The sequence below is a fragment of the Parabacteroides leei genome, from assembly GCF_023369805.1.
Taxonomy (GTDB): domain Bacteria; phylum Bacteroidota; class Bacteroidia; order Bacteroidales; family Tannerellaceae; genus Parabacteroides; species Parabacteroides leei.
The window spans coordinates 66,697-82,302 of sequence record NZ_JAMBQG010000011.1 but is presented as its reverse complement, the minus strand read 5'-3'; the positions used below and the strand labels follow the sequence as shown (position 1 = coordinate 82,302).

Annotated in this window: 8 protein-coding genes; 4 read left to right on the top strand and 4 right to left on the bottom strand. The window is 43.8% G+C overall.

The features are described 5' to 3' along the window. The first annotated feature begins 26 nt into the window (after nucleotides 1-26). The 4 genes from M1P97_RS15935 to M1P97_RS15920 all read left to right on the top strand — a co-directional run bounded on the left by M1P97_RS15935 (nucleotide 27) and on the right by M1P97_RS15920 (nucleotide 6,187). Nucleotides 27-2,027 carry a TonB-dependent receptor plug domain-containing protein gene (locus M1P97_RS15935; RefSeq protein WP_249389586.1) on the top strand — a complete coding sequence of 667 codons (2,001 nt, stop codon included), beginning with the start codon at nucleotides 27-29 and terminating at the stop codon, nucleotides 2,025-2,027. 39 nt (nucleotides 2,028-2,066) lie between these two features. Further along, nucleotides 2,067-3,152 carry a DUF5074 domain-containing protein gene (locus M1P97_RS15930; RefSeq protein WP_249389585.1) on the top strand — a complete coding sequence of 362 codons (1,086 nt, stop codon included), beginning with the start codon at nucleotides 2,067-2,069 and terminating at the stop codon, nucleotides 3,150-3,152. A gap of 38 nt (nucleotides 3,153-3,190) precedes the next feature. Beyond that, the gene (locus M1P97_RS15925; RefSeq protein ID WP_249389640.1) at nucleotides 3,191-4,291 is read left to right on the top strand and encodes an ABC transporter substrate-binding protein; all 1,101 of its coding nucleotides are present in this window, start codon (nucleotides 3,191-3,193) and stop codon (nucleotides 4,289-4,291) included. Nucleotides 4,292-5,311: 1,020 nt separating this feature from the next. Further along, nucleotides 5,312-6,187: an arginase family protein gene (locus M1P97_RS15920; protein ID WP_195372328.1), complete on the top strand. Its 876-nt coding sequence runs from the start codon at nucleotides 5,312-5,314 to the stop codon at nucleotides 6,185-6,187. 107 nt (nucleotides 6,188-6,294) lie between these two features. Here M1P97_RS15920 and M1P97_RS15915 read toward each other — a convergent pair whose 3' ends face one another. The 4 genes from M1P97_RS15915 to M1P97_RS15900 form a co-directional block, all read right to left on the bottom strand. Further along, complete coding sequence (locus M1P97_RS15915) at nucleotides 6,295-7,668, bottom strand: NAD(P)/FAD-dependent oxidoreductase (protein WP_195372327.1); 1,374 nt, start codon at nucleotides 7,666-7,668, stop codon at nucleotides 6,295-6,297. A gap of 206 nt (nucleotides 7,669-7,874) precedes the next feature. Continuing rightward, entirely contained in the window at nucleotides 7,875-9,944 is a 2,070-nt protein-coding gene (locus tag M1P97_RS15910; protein WP_249389584.1) for a ligand-binding sensor domain-containing protein, read from the bottom strand. 84 nt (nucleotides 9,945-10,028) lie between these two features. Continuing rightward, entirely contained in the window at nucleotides 10,029-13,247 is a 3,219-nt protein-coding gene (gene carB, locus M1P97_RS15905) for a carbamoyl-phosphate synthase (glutamine-hydrolyzing) large subunit (protein WP_249389583.1), read from the bottom strand. Between the two features lie 377 nt (nucleotides 13,248-13,624). Further along, nucleotides 13,625-15,454, bottom strand: coding sequence for a Wzy polymerase domain-containing protein (locus M1P97_RS15900; RefSeq protein ID WP_195372324.1), 1,830 nt, complete (start codon nucleotides 15,452-15,454; stop codon nucleotides 13,625-13,627). Between the last annotated feature and the right edge of the window lie 152 nt (nucleotides 15,455-15,606).

Sequence of the window (15,606 nt, the reverse complement as noted above, 5' to 3'; positions counted from 1 at the left end):
GTAAGGTATTGATAGACCTGTAATATATGCGAAATTTATACATAATAAGAACTCTATGCCTGTTTGGCGCATGGCTGTATGCGTCTGTGCCGGTAAATGCACAGCAGATAGATACAACGGCTTATCATCAACTGAAGGGGGTGGAGGTGGTGGAGAAGGCGCGTCCGTCCACTACCCGCGAAGCGGCTCCTTTGCAGGTGATGGATCGTGCCGGTATCGAACGGTTGGGGATACAGGACTTGTCGGAAGCGGTAAAACGTTTCTCCGGTGCTACCGTAAAGGATTATGGTGGGATAGGGGGATTGAAGACAGTATCGGTGCGCAGCCTGGGTGCGCAACATACGGCTGTCAGCTATGATGGCGTAACGATAACGGATGCCCAGAGCGGACAGGTCGATATCAGCCGCTTCTCACTGGATAATGTAGAAATGGTTTCACTTTCGATCGGACAGACCGACGATATTTTCCAGACGGCCCGGATGTATGCATCGGCGGGGGCGTTGAGTGTGAAGACTAGTTCTCCGGACTTTACATCTTCTCCTTTCCATTTGAAAGCTCAATTGAAAGTGGGCTCATTCGGTCTCGTGAATCCTTATTTACGTTATGAGCAGAAGTTAGGTAAAAAATGGTATACCTCCTGGCATGGCGATTATTTGCGGGCTGATGGTAATTATCCGTTTACTTTGGTGAACGGTGACTTGGTAGAAAAGAAGAAAAGAAATAATAGTGATATCGAATCCTGGCGTACGGAACTGAATTTTGCAGGTGATCTGGGAAAAGCCGGTACGCTGTCGATGAAAGGATATTATTTTGATTCCCACAGAGGACTGCCCGGGTCTGTAATTCTCTACAATGATTATTCAGGTGAACGCTTGTGGGATAGGAATGCCTTTGCACAAGCTCGTTATGAGAATCGTATAACTGAAAAGTTCGCTTTGCAGGCACAGGCCAAATATAATTACTCATGGATGCGCCATTTGGATGTTGATAATAAGTATGAGTCGGGAAGACAGGATGACCGGTATACACAAAAGGAATATTATCTTTCCGTATCCGGTTTATATTCACTGACAGATTATCTTTCGTTTTCTTTGGCTGAAGATTATTTCATCAATACATTGGATAATACCATTCCGGAATGTCCTTTTCCAAAAAGATATACTTCTTTAACGGCTTTGGCCGCCCAATATAAAGATACAAGATTGACTGCCACAGCCAGTTTATTGGGAACTTATATAACCGAGAAAGTAGAAAGAGGCGACAAACCGTCTGACCGTAAACGATTATCACCGGCAGTCAGTTTATCATGGAGGGTTATGCCTGAATATAATTTCCGTTTACGAGCTTCTTATAAAGATATATTCCGTGTTCCGACTTTTAATGATCTGTATTATCTGCGGATGGGAAATACCAATTTGAAACCGGAGCGTGCAACTCAATATAACCTGGGAATGACCTGGAGTGGTTCGTTGCCTTTTATTAATTATCTGAATGCTTCTGTGGATGGTTATTATAATCGTGTGAGTGATAAGATCGTTGCCATACCGACTATGTTCATCTGGAAAATGATGAATATGGGAGAAGTTTCAATTGGGGGAATTGATGTCAACTTGTCGGCAGAGGTTCCTTTATGGAAAAATATTTCTTTATCCGGACAAGCTTCTTATTCCTGGCAACATGCGATAGATATAACAGACGAGACTGAGAAAAATTATCGGGATCAAATACCTTATACTCCAAGGCATTCAGGAAATGTATCTGTGGCATTACAAATGCCCTGGGTCAATGTTTCTTATTTATTGACCGTGGTAGGAGACCGCTATGCAAGTCCCCAAAATATAGAAAGGAATCTGATAGATCGTTATGCGGAACAAACGATTTCGCTGAATCGGTCGTTTACTTTTGCTTCCTGTTCTTTGCGGTTGCAGTTTGATATTATAAATGTCGGTAATATAAATTATGATGTGATAAAGTACTACCCCATGCCCGGACGTTCTTTCCGGGGAGGGCTTGTTTTTGTGTATTAAGAATAGATTTTGGTTAACAAACAATTAATGTAATTAGAAATGAAAAAGAATTTTTATTGGTTTGCTTGTCTTGCTTGTGCAGTGCTGGCTTTTTCTTCTTGTAGCGATGATGACGATAAGAATGGACCGGATGTAGAGATCCCGGAAGAAGTAACAGGTGTTTATATTCTGGATGGTGGTAATTTCGGAGATAATAATGCCGGAATTTCTTATTTGGACTCAGAAGGAAAGGTTACAGAAGATATTTTTAAGAAGCAGAACAACCGTGCTTTGGGAGATATGGGACAGCATATGATTAAATATGGTTCTAAACTGTATGTATCGGTGTACGGTTCGAAGACTGTAGAAGTGTTGGATGCTGCCGATGCTACAAGCTTGAAGCAGTTGACTTTGACTGACGATCAGGGTGCAACACGTGCTCCGCGTATGTTTGCGGCTTATAAAGACAAAGTTTATCTGACTACTTATGACGGTTATATTGCTAAAATAGACACTGCATCAATGGCTGTTGAAGGCTATGTGAAAGTAGGTCCTAACCCAGACGGCATAACAGTTGCCAATGGTCGTATCTATACGGCAGATACAGATGGAATGAACTGGCCGAGTCAAAGTACCAGCGTTTCCGTTGTCGATATCAATAGCTTTAAGTTTGAAAAAACGATTACGGTGTCATTGAACCCGAATTATATCTATTCAGATTCAGATGGTGATGTATATGTTATTTGTATGAGTGACTATTCAGATGACAAATCGTATATTGTACAGCGTATTGATGCTAAAACAGACGAAGTGAAGACTGTTGAAGGTATTAAGGCTTATAAAATGACTGTGGCAGATGATATCGCTTATATCATGTTCAATGATTATTATGCAAATGAAGTGAAGTTTTATAAATATGACTTGAAAAACGAAAAACTATTGAGTGATAATTTTATTACGGATGGAACCGTAGTCAGCTCTCCTAATGGCATCGGTGTTGATCCCGTTACTGGTGATATCTATGTAGGGAAAAGCAATAAGAAGAACAATGGCGATGTTTATGTCTTTTCTTCTGAAGGAAAGTTGAAGTCTCAGTTTGAAACGCTTCCTTATCCGTCAGAATTCATATTCATGACTAATAAATAAAAGCACTTTGTGATTTGAAACAAATCTGTTTATTAGTAATGTTTGTACTTTGGACTGTTTCCTGTAGTCAGTCCAAAGTACAGAATATTAGCGGAAGTGATTTACTTGGTTCCGACACTATTCGTTACGCCCAAGGATTTACAGTTCAATATTTCGACGATTATACTTCCGTCGAAGTTCGTGATCCCTGGGACAGTACCCGTATCCTGCAACGGTATCTTTTGGTAGACCGTGAGCAGCAGGTACCGGATGGCTTGCCGAAAGGAACAGTGGTGCGAACCCCTATCCGTAATATCGTCGTCTATACCTCCGTGCATGCTGCTATTATCGACCAGCTGAATGAAGCCGATAAGGTGATTGGCGTATGCGAACCCCGGTATATGGATACGCCTTCTATCCAGGAAGGTCTTCGTGCCGGAAAAATTGCCGATCTGGGTGAAGCAACCTCTCCGAATATAGAAAAGATCATCGATATAGGGGCGGAGATCATTATCGCTTCCCCATTTCAGAATGCGGGATATGGTCCGGCTGAGAAACTGGGTATTCCCATTATTGAGGCGGCCGACTATATGGAGTCGTTGCCTTTGGGACGGACCGAATGGGTACGTTTCTACGGCCTGTTGTTTGGAAAGAGTGCGATGGCAGACTCCATCTTCCGCGAAACGGAACAAAGCTACCTGGAGTTGAAAGAGCTGGCAAAGACCGTGACCAACCGTCCGACCGTCATCTCTGAAAAGAAATTCGGCTCTTCCTGGTATATGCCGGCCGGCGATAGCTACATCGCCCATCTGTATACCGATGCCGGTGCCGATTATATCTTTAAAGATCTTCCCGGAGCAGGCAGTACGCCGCTGGCTTTTGAAACCGTGCTCGATAAAGCCATCCATGCCGATATATGGCTGATCAAATATAATCAGGCAAATGATATGACATACAAAGACCTGCGTACCGAGTATACTCCCTACGAGAACTTTGATGCCTTTAAGAACCGTCGGATATATACCTGTAATACGGGTGTTGTCCCTTATTATGAGGAGTTCCCGATTCATCCCGACTATCTGTTGAAAGACCTGGTATGGGTATTCCATCCCGAATTACTGCCCGGTTATACACCGCGTTATTACCGGAAGATGGAATAACATAATTCTGCATAAAAGTTTTGCGGATTTATTTGTCATTTGCAATAAAGGGTCATAATATCCTGTTTATTAGAATATAACGCCATTGCAAATACTTCTTTTATTTGCAATGGCGTTTGTCATTTGTCATATACACAAAGTTTTCAAAAAGTATCTGCCATCTGTCACACTATGGTGTAATATACAGGTTTACAGGAAATAAAGTGTGGCAGATGTTTCTTTTTATCTGTAACTGCATCTGTCATCTGTATAAGACTATGTATTAATAGGTAGGTAACTACCTGTTAAGAAGGGAGATACTAGTGTAAGAGTCCCGATCTGTTAAAACTACCCTGTACAGGGTGGCCTGACAGGGTGTACAGGCTGGTTTTGTATGGTGTACAGGTTAATTTTCCAGGATGTACAGGGTAGAAATAATATCTCAGGTCTTAACGTTTAGTTCCTCCTGTCTTAATACATAAAAGCTGCTAGAGGGGTTTCTACTATCTCCTTGTTTGGTATTATAATCTCTCACTTTTAGAAAGATATGAGTCAAATGTAGAAATAACTGAGTCAATAATATAGGAAAATGCCCCTGTCTGTCCATCAGCTATCAGTCATAAATAAGACAAACCCAGTTACAGGTTTATTTGCCGTCAGTTTTAACTGACGGATCAGTAAATGATCTATTTCTCTGGACTTTAGTCCCATTTTAAACAGTCTCTTTATTTACAGAGAAATGTGGCTAAAGCCAAAGAAGGAGAAACAACTTGTAATCCGTCAGCTAAAGCAGACGGCAAATGAACCTGTAATGGCGAAGTCTCTTTGATAAGGGGATAGCTTCAATGATTGCTTATATCTGTCAAATTAATGAAACATTCAAAACTGTCAAATAATGAAACATTCAAATCTGATAAAATATGGATGTTCTCCCTCTTAACAAGAGCCGACTTTTATTTAGTCTTTCCGCTGGAGTAATTTGTTTTTGTTTGTTATATTGTTGAGAACTCTTTATCTTCGTTTCAAATAAAGGTGAATGATATGGAAAAGAAAACATCGACTCTTCGTTTGATTTACCCGCAGTGGCAGGGAGGGATAGTGGCCCATTGGATGCCTGATATTCCGGCAGATGATGCTTCAAGAGGGTATTACCTGGGGGCTCAACTTTTGAATTTACTGGCACCGGAAAGTTCGCAAAAGACAGTGGTGGTGCCTGTCTCCCTGGATATAAATGACCGGGAAACGGAAAAAGGCGTGAGTGCCCATCGGGTTATTCTGGAACAGACCGAAGTAGCCCTGGCAAAACTCAAGGAGAATAACCCCGACCGGATTGTAACATTGGGAGGCGAATGCTCCGTGAGCGTAGTTCCGTTTACCTATTTAGCAGAAAAGTATCCCGGGGATGTAGCTGTAGTCTGGATCGATGCACATCCTGACGTCAACCTGCCTTATGATGATTATAAGGGCTATCATGCAATGGCGCTGACGGCATGCCTGGGTATGGGGGATGAAGAAATCATGAATGTATTGCCAGGAAAGATCGAAGCCTCAAAATCATTGCTTGTGGGACTACGCTCCTGGGATGAAGGGATGAAAGACCGCCAGGAGGAATTAGGTATAAAAGGTTTGTCGCCTGTGGAAGTGGCTGCCGACAGTACGGCTGTCCTGGAATGGCTGAAAGGAACAGGGGTGTCCAAAGTTGTTGTTCATTTTGACTTGGATGTGCTCGACCCGAACGAAATTATTGCCGGCGTAGGTGTTGAGCCCGATGGAATGAAAATACAGGAAGTGGTTCGTGTGATCAATGACATAGCCGCCGAATATGATTTGGTGGGGCTCACCGTGGCCGAACCTATGCCGCGTATCGCTATCAAGATCAGGAATATGCTGGATCAGCTGCCTTTACTGAAAGAATAGGCCTGTTGTAGAGCGGCAGAAGAACAAAATCCCCGGTCTCAAGAGCTTGAGCCGGGGATTTTCTGTAGTTTGGCATTTGAATTATAGGGAGTTGTTATTTTGGTCCGTTATGCATAGCCGTTCAGCATTCCATAGAAATACATCGGCTTCAACAAGTAAACTTTCAGTAACCAGGCCGCCCATTGTTCCTTCGATGTGTCCAGCATACTGAACGGGAACGAGTGAACCGGTTTTTTATCATAATCGAACTCGCACAAAAGCACGTGTCCATAGTCTGTAACGATCGGGCAGGCTGCATATCCGTTGTATTTCTCAACGGGTTCTTTGCCTTCCATCAGTGAGATCAGGTTCTTTGCTGCGATCGGCACTTGCATGCGTACGGCAGCAGATGTCTTACTGGTCGGTATCCCGGCAACGTCTCCCAATGAGACAATGTTCGGATACGTCTTATGGACCAGTGTCGCTTTATCGACCATCACCCAAGCCTCGGCGGCCAGCTTACCTTCTGTCCATCCCAATCCGGCTTCGCGAACGAAATCGGGAGCCGACATAGGAGGAGCGAAGTGTAAGAAATCGTAATCTTCTACGAAAGGAGTAATTACTTTTTCTTCTCCGACTGTTTCAACCTTTTCAAAATGTACTTGTTTGGCTGCTGTATCGACACCTTTTACACGCACATTGAGATTGATAGGAATATTGCGTTCCTTATAGATCTCCAACAGACGGGGTGTATAAAAAGGAATATCATACAGCTCTTTAGCTGCTGTGAAATAGTCCAGTTTGATGTTATCCCGTGTTCCCTGTTTGCGGCTGTAATCCTCTGTCAGCAAGCAAATCTTTTTCGGTGCCCCTCCGCATTTGTGCTTCGTGTATGTATCGGTGTAGATACCACGGCCACCTGTTTTAGAGAATTCCTGAATCGCTTTCCAGGTTTTTTGTGCACCTTCGAAATCATATATACTATGAGCGTTTCCTGCTCCTAATGTATCATGTGTAATACCTTCTACTTTTTCCCAGTTTGTCTGCACTCCCGGTGTCAGTACCAGAAAGTCGTAAGGTATCTTTTCTTTTCCGGTTGTTGTAACCTGGTTCATCACCGGGTCGACTGCTGCAACCGAATCTTTAATCCATTTTACTCCATCGGGAATACAATTCTCTTGTTTTTTCCAAACGTCGTCCGGTTGATAAACACCGGAAGCTATTAATGTGAAACCTGGCTGGTAGAACTGGCGATCGCTTGGGTCAATCAAAGTGATATCCGGGTTATCCAGCCAGTGCATCAAGCGTGCTGCCATGCTGATTCCGGCCGCTCCTCCACCGATAACTACGATCTTACCTTTTGCATTACTTGAAAATGCATGTGCTTTCTCTGTACCTACAGCTGTTATAATACCCGCTGCTATTAATGTTTTTAGGAAATGGCGGCGACCAATGCCTTGCCTTTCCAACTCTTCAAGTTGTTCTTCCAGCTCGTGTTTCATCGTGTCTTTAGAATTTAAGATATGAATGCATCGGCAAAGAAAGCGTATTTGGAAATATATCGGTTAAAAAGTACTACTACACTACTTGCACAATTAATTTGTGAAGTAAAATTTATTGCTACAATACTTTCTCATCTATATCCGGATCGTTTATATCCTATTGATATACAGTGGTATGTGTAGGGTGAAAATCTAGAAAATATTTTTTAGAAACTCATAAGGAAATCGATAAGATTGGTGTCGCCATCCAGTGACAGACGCTTTCTTAATCGGTATCTGCGTAATTCTATTGCGCGTATCGATACATTTAGAAGGGATGCTATCTCTTTTGTGGAGAGATTCATGCGCAACAAACAGCAGATACGTAAGTCGCCTGTTGTGATATCCGAATATTGTTGACGTAAACGATCTATGAAATTTTGATGTGCACTGTTGAAGTGGCTTTCAAACAATAGCCAGTCGGCCTGGTCGTTTAGCGATTCTTCCATCAGGCTTTTCATCCGCATATATAGTTTATTCGGATAGCGGTCGCCCAATGTCTCTTTCTGGCGCTCCAGTTCGTCGAGCAATGTCTGTATGGCCTGATTCCTTTTGACAAGGGCAGAGGTTTGCAAACTCAGTTCATTGTTTTTATTTTGCAGTTCGGCTTCCAGCATTTTACTTTTCATCTGCTGGATCTTCTGTTCTTCCGCCTGTCTTTCCACTTCCTGCCTGGCCAGTTCTTCTTTTCGAAGATTTTTCAGATGATAACCGAGTATGGCTTTAACTATTAATGCGGTAAGGATGATATAGGCCAGCCATGCCCATATTGTGTTGTACCACGGTGGACGGACGGTAATAGGAATCTCTATTTCCATATAAGGACCCCGGACTACATATTTCCGGATTTTCAGGGTGTATTTGCCTTCCGGTAATTGCAGGAAAGATATTTTGCCGTCTTTTTGCCAGGGAGACCAATCGGACGATACTCCTTCTATCATGTAACTGACCAAATGGTTCGGTGTGAAGATAGTACTTCCCACATAAACGGATAATTCCTGGAAGTTATGAGGGAGTATGATCTTTTCCGAATTGACCGGCAGATTGTGTTCACCGTTTTTATCCACATATTCTATCTCTGATATCTGTAAAGGAGTTCCTGCTCCCAGGCTGTTGCCTATCAGGTCACGTATGTTTATCAGTAACACGCCCTGCATGGCGGATATCAGGTGTAAAGAGTCGCTGAGCGGAAACATCCTTCTGTCGCGACTGACCATATTCATATTGTAATTATCGAGGAGCAATCTGCATTTCAAAGTCCCGTTGCCGTTTTCATTATGGAATAATCCGGCTTCGTTCTTAACACAGAGCCAGTACATATCGTCTCCGATCGGATAGATTTGGTCGGCATGTGCAAAATTACCTAATGCTTCGACATTGTTGAATATCGAACTGATCTGCAGCGTGTCGTAAGCAATTCTTTGTGGAGGGAGATGGATCTGTTCTTTACTGATATCGACCGGTTCGAAGTTGTCTCCGCCTTTTAGTGTCCTTTTAAAATATCCGGTATTTGTCTGGATATATAATGTGTCGTTACGTAGGGAGGCGTTTTTGAGTTTGCCTATTTCACTGCGTTTTCCCAGTCTGACAAGGGATGGCTCGAATGTTATCTGCGACAGTCCGTTGTCGAAAGCGATCCATATCTGCTGTGCATCCTGTATACAGATGGCCCGTACGATATTGTCGGGTAAGGTCTGGTCTTGTGTGGATAAATGACGCAGGATCGTTCCGTCCGGACTTGTGATATACAGTCCCCGGTTCTGTGTACCGATAAAATACATGTCATCTATGGTCATGAAGACAGATGGCTGGGCATGGAGTATCTCGTCCGGGAGAATGAAAGGAATGGATGCCGGCGGTTCTTTGAATTTGACTTCGGCCGGTATTTTGTTCAGTTTGTGATAGCGCATCACTCCGAGGTTGTCGCGTGTCCAGCCTCCGAAAGACCCTTCGCTGATGGTATAAATCGTATCATTCAGGAATGTGACGCCGGTGATAGGCGATTTATCCGGTGTCTCGAAATGCTTCCAGGTGTTTCCGTCGAAGGTCAGTAGCCCCATATTGTTGGCTACATACAATACGCCGTCGGACGCAACGGACAATCCCCAGTTCTGACAACTGGCTTTGTAATCGTCTACTGTAAAGTTTTTAATGAAAATATTGGGAATATCTACCGATCCACGTGCAGTCAGCACGCTAAGCATAAAGGCCAGGAATACTATCGGTAGTTTATACATCGCTCGAATTGATTTAAACGTGTAGAGACAAGGTGTTGCCTTGTCTCTACGTATTTTGGTTACAAATATACTAAAAATATTTGCTTATTTATAATCCTGCCAGTCTTTGATCTGGATATCTTTTACATCCATTGTACAGAATGCTTCGATGAATGCACTTGCCAGACGGGCGTTGGTGATCAGCGGAATATTATGGTCGATCGCAGCACGGCGGATCTTATAACCGTTGGTCAACTCGCGTTTGCTATGGTCTTTCGGGATGTTTACAACCAGTTCGAATACGTGGTTGCTGAACATATCCATGATGTTCAGGTCGCCCTGTTCATCCGGCCAGCATACGGCAGTCGTGTTGATACCGTTTTCATTCAGGAACTTAGCAGTACCGGCAGTACCGTAAATCTGGTATCCTTTTTCACTCAGCAGGCGGCAAGGTTCCAGTAAATCTACTTTACTCTTGGCTGCACCTGAAGAAACCAGGATATTCTTTTTAGGAATGTTGTTACCTACGGCGATCATGGCAGACAACAGTGCTTCGTTGAAGTCGTCGCCGATACAACCTACTTCACCGGTAGAACTCATATCCACACCCAGTACAGGATCCGCTTTATGCAGACGGGCGAATGAGAACTGAGAAGCTTTTACACCGATCCAGTCGATATCGAAAGCACTTTTGTCCGGTTTTGTATAAGGAGCGTCCAGCATGATACGGGTTGCAGTTTCGATGAAGTTGCGTTTCAGTACTTTTGAAACGAACGGGAAACTACGTGATGCACGCAGGTTACATTCGATTACCTTCACGTCGTTGTTCTTAGCCAGGAACTGGATGTTGAACGGTCCGCTGATGTTCAATTCTTTGGCGATCATCTTGCTAACCTTTTTGATGCGGCGTGCTGTTTCGAAGTAGATCTTCTGAGCCGGGAATACCAGTGTTGCGTCACCGGAGTGAACACCGGCAAACTCGATATGTTCGGAGATAGCGTATTCAACCACTTCGCCGTTCATGGCCACTGCGTCGAATTCCACTTCTTTTGCTCCTTGAAGGAATTCAGATACGACAACCGGATATTCTTTAGATACCTTAGCTGCCAGATCCAGGAATTCGATCATCTGTTCCTTGTTGTGGCAAACGTTCATGGCTGCACCTGAAAGTACATAAGAAGGACGGATCAGGATCGGGAAGCCTACCTTTTCGATGAAGCCGTCGATCTCTTCCATACTGGTCAACTCTGCCCAGGCCGGCTGGTCGATACCCAGTGTATCCAACATGGCTGAGAATTTGTGACGGTTTTCAGCACGGTCGATAGACAGCGGAGAAGTACCCAGTACCGGAACATTTTGGCGATACAACTTCATTGCCAGGTTGTTCGGGATCTGTCCGCCTACGGATACGATCACACCCTTCGGCATTTCCAGGTCCATTACATCGAGTACACGTTCGAAAGAAAGTTCGTCGAAGTACAGACGGTCGCACATATCGTAGTCGGTAGAAACCGTTTCCGGGTTGTAGTTGATCATGATCGACTTGTAGCCCAGCTTACGTGCAGTCTGTGCAGCGTTCACCGAACACCAGTCGAACTCTACGGAAGAACCGATGCGGTAAGCACCTGAACCCAGGATCACCACGCTCTTGTCGTTCTTGTAATAAGGGATATCATGTTCGCTACCGTCGTATGTCATATACAGGTAGTTAGTCAGTTCCGGATGTTCGGAAGCGATCGTGTTGATACGTTTTACGCTCGGCAGGACACCCATTTTCTTACGCAGGTTACGTACACGGATATTTTCTTTTTCCATGTTGCCTTCCGGATTTTCCACATAGCGTGCAATCTGGAAGTCAGAGAAGCCCAGGCGTTTAGCTTCTTTCAGAACATCTTCGGGCAGATCTTCGATTTTGTTGTATTGAGATAATACTTTCGTATAATCTACGATATTTTTCAAACCGTTCAGGAACCACGGAGTGATTTTTGACAGTTCGTGGATACGTTCAACGGTATAACCTTCTTCCAATGCTTTTGCAACGGCGAAGATACGCAGGTCGGTCGGGTTAGCCAGTGCATCGTCCAGGTTGTCGAATTCCAGGTCGTTGTTTCCAACGAAACCGTGCATACCCTGTCCGATCATGCGCAGACCTTTCTGCATAATCTCTTCGAAGCTCTTACCGATCGACATGATCTCGCCGACAGACTTCATGCTTGAACCGATCAGGCGGCTTACACCGACGAACTTGGTCAAGTCCCAACGCGGGATCTTCACGATCATATAGTCTACTTCCGGAGCTTTATAAGCAGAGTTCGGAGTACCCATTTCGCCGATTTCATCGAGGCTGTAACCTAATGCCAGCTTAGCGGCAACGAATGCCAGGGGATAACCGCTTGCTTTGGATGCCAGTGCGGAAGAACGGCTCAGGCGAGCGTTTACTTCGATCACACGGTAGTCGCAAGTGTCGGAATTGAATGCGTATTGGATGTTACATTCGCCCACGATACCCAGGTGGCGGATTGTCTTGGTCGACAGCTCTTTCAACAGATCCAGTTCCTTGTCTGTCAGAGAGCAGGTAGGAGCAACCACGATACTTTCACCGGTATGTACGCCCAGCGGGTCTACATTTTCCATGCTTACAACCGTGAAGCAATGGTCGTTTTTATCGCGGATTACTTCGAATTCAATTTCTTTCCAGCCTTTTAATGATTCTTCTACCAGGATCTGTGAAGAATAAGCGAAAGCGCTTTCCGCCAGTGTACGCAGTTCTTCTTCGTCTTTGCAGATACCGCTACCCATACCTCCCAGGGCATAAGCAGAACGGATCATTACCGGGAAACCGATCTTGTAGGCAGCTTTCACTGCATCTTCCATCGTTTCAACAGCCTGGCTTATCGGAGTTTTTACGTCGATTTCATTCAGTTTCTTTACAAACAGGTCGCGGTCTTCTGTATACATGATAGCTTCAACAGAAGTACCCAGTACCTTTACACCATATTTGGCGAGTGTGCCGCTGGTGTATAACTGAGTTCCGCAGTTCAGGGCAGTCTGGCCACCAAAAGCCAGCAGGATTCCGTCCGGTTGTTCTTTTTTGATTACTTCTTCAACAAAATACGGAGTGATAGGCAGGAAGTATACCTTGTCTGCTACCCCTTCGGATGTTTGAATAGTTGCAATGTTCGGATTCAGCAATACGGTACTGATACCTTCTTCTTTCAGTGCCTTTAATGCTTGTGAACCAGAGTAGTCAAACTCTCCGGCCTGTCCGATCTTCAGGGCACCCGAGCCCAGAACAATCACCTTTTTGATTCCAATTTTCGACATAGTAATTGGGTTGTTTTGTTTATTAATTGATTTTATAGAATGTTATACCTTAATTATCGCTATCCGCGGGACACAAAAAAAATGCGTTAGTAAAAATAACCAACGCATCTTATATAACCAAATGATAATCCCGTAAATTAAAGAAATGAGCCTCAATGTCCGGCGTTGAACCGGAAATAAACATCGGATTACACGTATGTATCTTATTCGTCATGAAACTCTTCCTTGCAAAATTTCGGCAAAGATAGGGGATATAATTTGAATGTGCAATAAAATAGGAGGGAATCGTGGTTTAAAATTTGTACTCATAATTACGTTGTATTAATGGAAATTATTTATAAAAAGGAAATGGTGCTGCTTGTCCGATATTCTATTTGTTATTTATTCTTGATTATTGCGTATTGAAGAAGTTTGTTTACGTCCTCCTTCATCAATTTAATAGTTTTCGATTGATCCTTAGGCTGTCTGGTAAGAACAGAGTAGGCCGCCAACCTGAGTTTGTCGGGTTGGTAGTAAGAATCGTCCGAATATAACTTTGTCAGTAGATAATAGGTGTCTATCTTTTCCGGCAGGATATGCAGGCACTGTAATAAATATTTCTCGGCTTGCTTATAAAGACCAAGCTGTTGGTAACTTTCAGCCAGGATGTAATAGAACTCCGGATTGGCACTTAACCGGATTGCCTGGTGGCTCCAGACGATGGCATCCGAATATTGTTTACATTGCAACAGGCATCTGGCTCCTTCCTGCAGGAATTCGACCTTGTGGTTGAGACGTGGATATAGACACTGGAATCCTTGTGTGGCCACTTGTTGTTCATTTTTCTGTTTGAGCAGTCGTAATGTTTTCCATTCCTTATAAGAATCGTAATAACCTATTTGACCGAAGAATAGCATACAGGCGGCTAATGCTGCAAAAGTTCCGATGTAGGGAAATGTTTTCGGGGAAGATTTTTGCAACTTACCGGGTATTGTCACGCAAATGGCCGAGAAGAATAACAGTAATACCCAAAAAGACGGTAATTGTAACGGATAAGAATACATAGAGAAAAAGAGTAAGGCGATAATGCTTCCCGTCGCTCCGATCTGTTTGTTTTTTAGTCCGTAGTAAAGGCTGAACCCGATCCACAATGAGAAAAGTAACAGTCCGGCGATACCGAACTCGAGTCCCATCTGCAGATACTCGTTGAATGCAAATTTCGGACAACAGGCTGCCTGTCGTTCCATGTCGGAAGCTTTCCCGGATGAAAAATAGTCGGCTTGTGTTTTTGCATAGGAAGTGGAAAAGCCTCCCAGGCCTGTTCCTGTCACGGGCTGTTCCAAAATAGCTTTGGTTGTTACGTTCCACATCAGTAAACGACTGGCCGATTGATCCGGGTGGATAAAACTACCCAGGGTGGGTAATCCTGCAATGCCCAGAAATAATAAAGCACAAACGGTCACGACAGTCTTACTGTGCATTATTACTCTTTGTTTCAGAATTTTCCATCCGGATTTACGTAAAAAGAATACCCAGCAGCAGGAGGCAACGGAGGCCAGCCATGCAGGACGGCTTGCCCCTCCCGGAAGGGCGATCAGGATAATTAGTACACCGATGACTGAGAGGTAAAACAACATGGTTCTGGTTTCCCACCATGCTATTTTATCACAATCACGGAATCGCAGTGCCAGATTCAGGCATAAAGGGAGTACGATAGCCAGATAACCGGAAAACGGACCGGGATTAAAAACCAGTCCGCTGCCATTAAACAGCGGATGGTCTTCCGCCGGGTTGCCGTGTATCTGCCCCATTCCCCACATAGCTTCAAAAACACCGGTCGATATAATGATCGAAATGAAAAAGAGTCTGAGCTCGGGATGTGTCTGTATGACGGCTCGTAACATAAACCATAGCATGGTCAGTTGACCGACAAAGAGCAGTTTTTCCGGTTGTGGGTTCAGGTCACGATCGTAGGTGATCAGAATCAGTCCGGTAAAGAGAAGTAAAAGTCCGTCAGGCAGTGTAAATGTGAAACAACTTTTTTTGATAGTGGCTTCCATAAAAAACACACTGAAGGCAAGTAATAAAACAGAGAAATGAAACCAGAATATTTTGCCGGCAATTGTTCCTTCGGCAATGTCTGGATTGGCGGCAAAAACAATGCATAATAGTAACGCTCCACTCGTAGAGAGGGATAATAGTCGTAGGTACTTGAATAAAATTTTCATCTTTAATTTATTTTAGGGTGATATCGGACTCTGTTTTTTGTTTATGAAAATCGATAACTATCTTTTCCGGTTATTACATGAGTTGATGTAAATACCCGAAGAAGATCGATGAAAAAACAAGTTGTGACGTTCTCTTTAGTGCTACTTCTCAG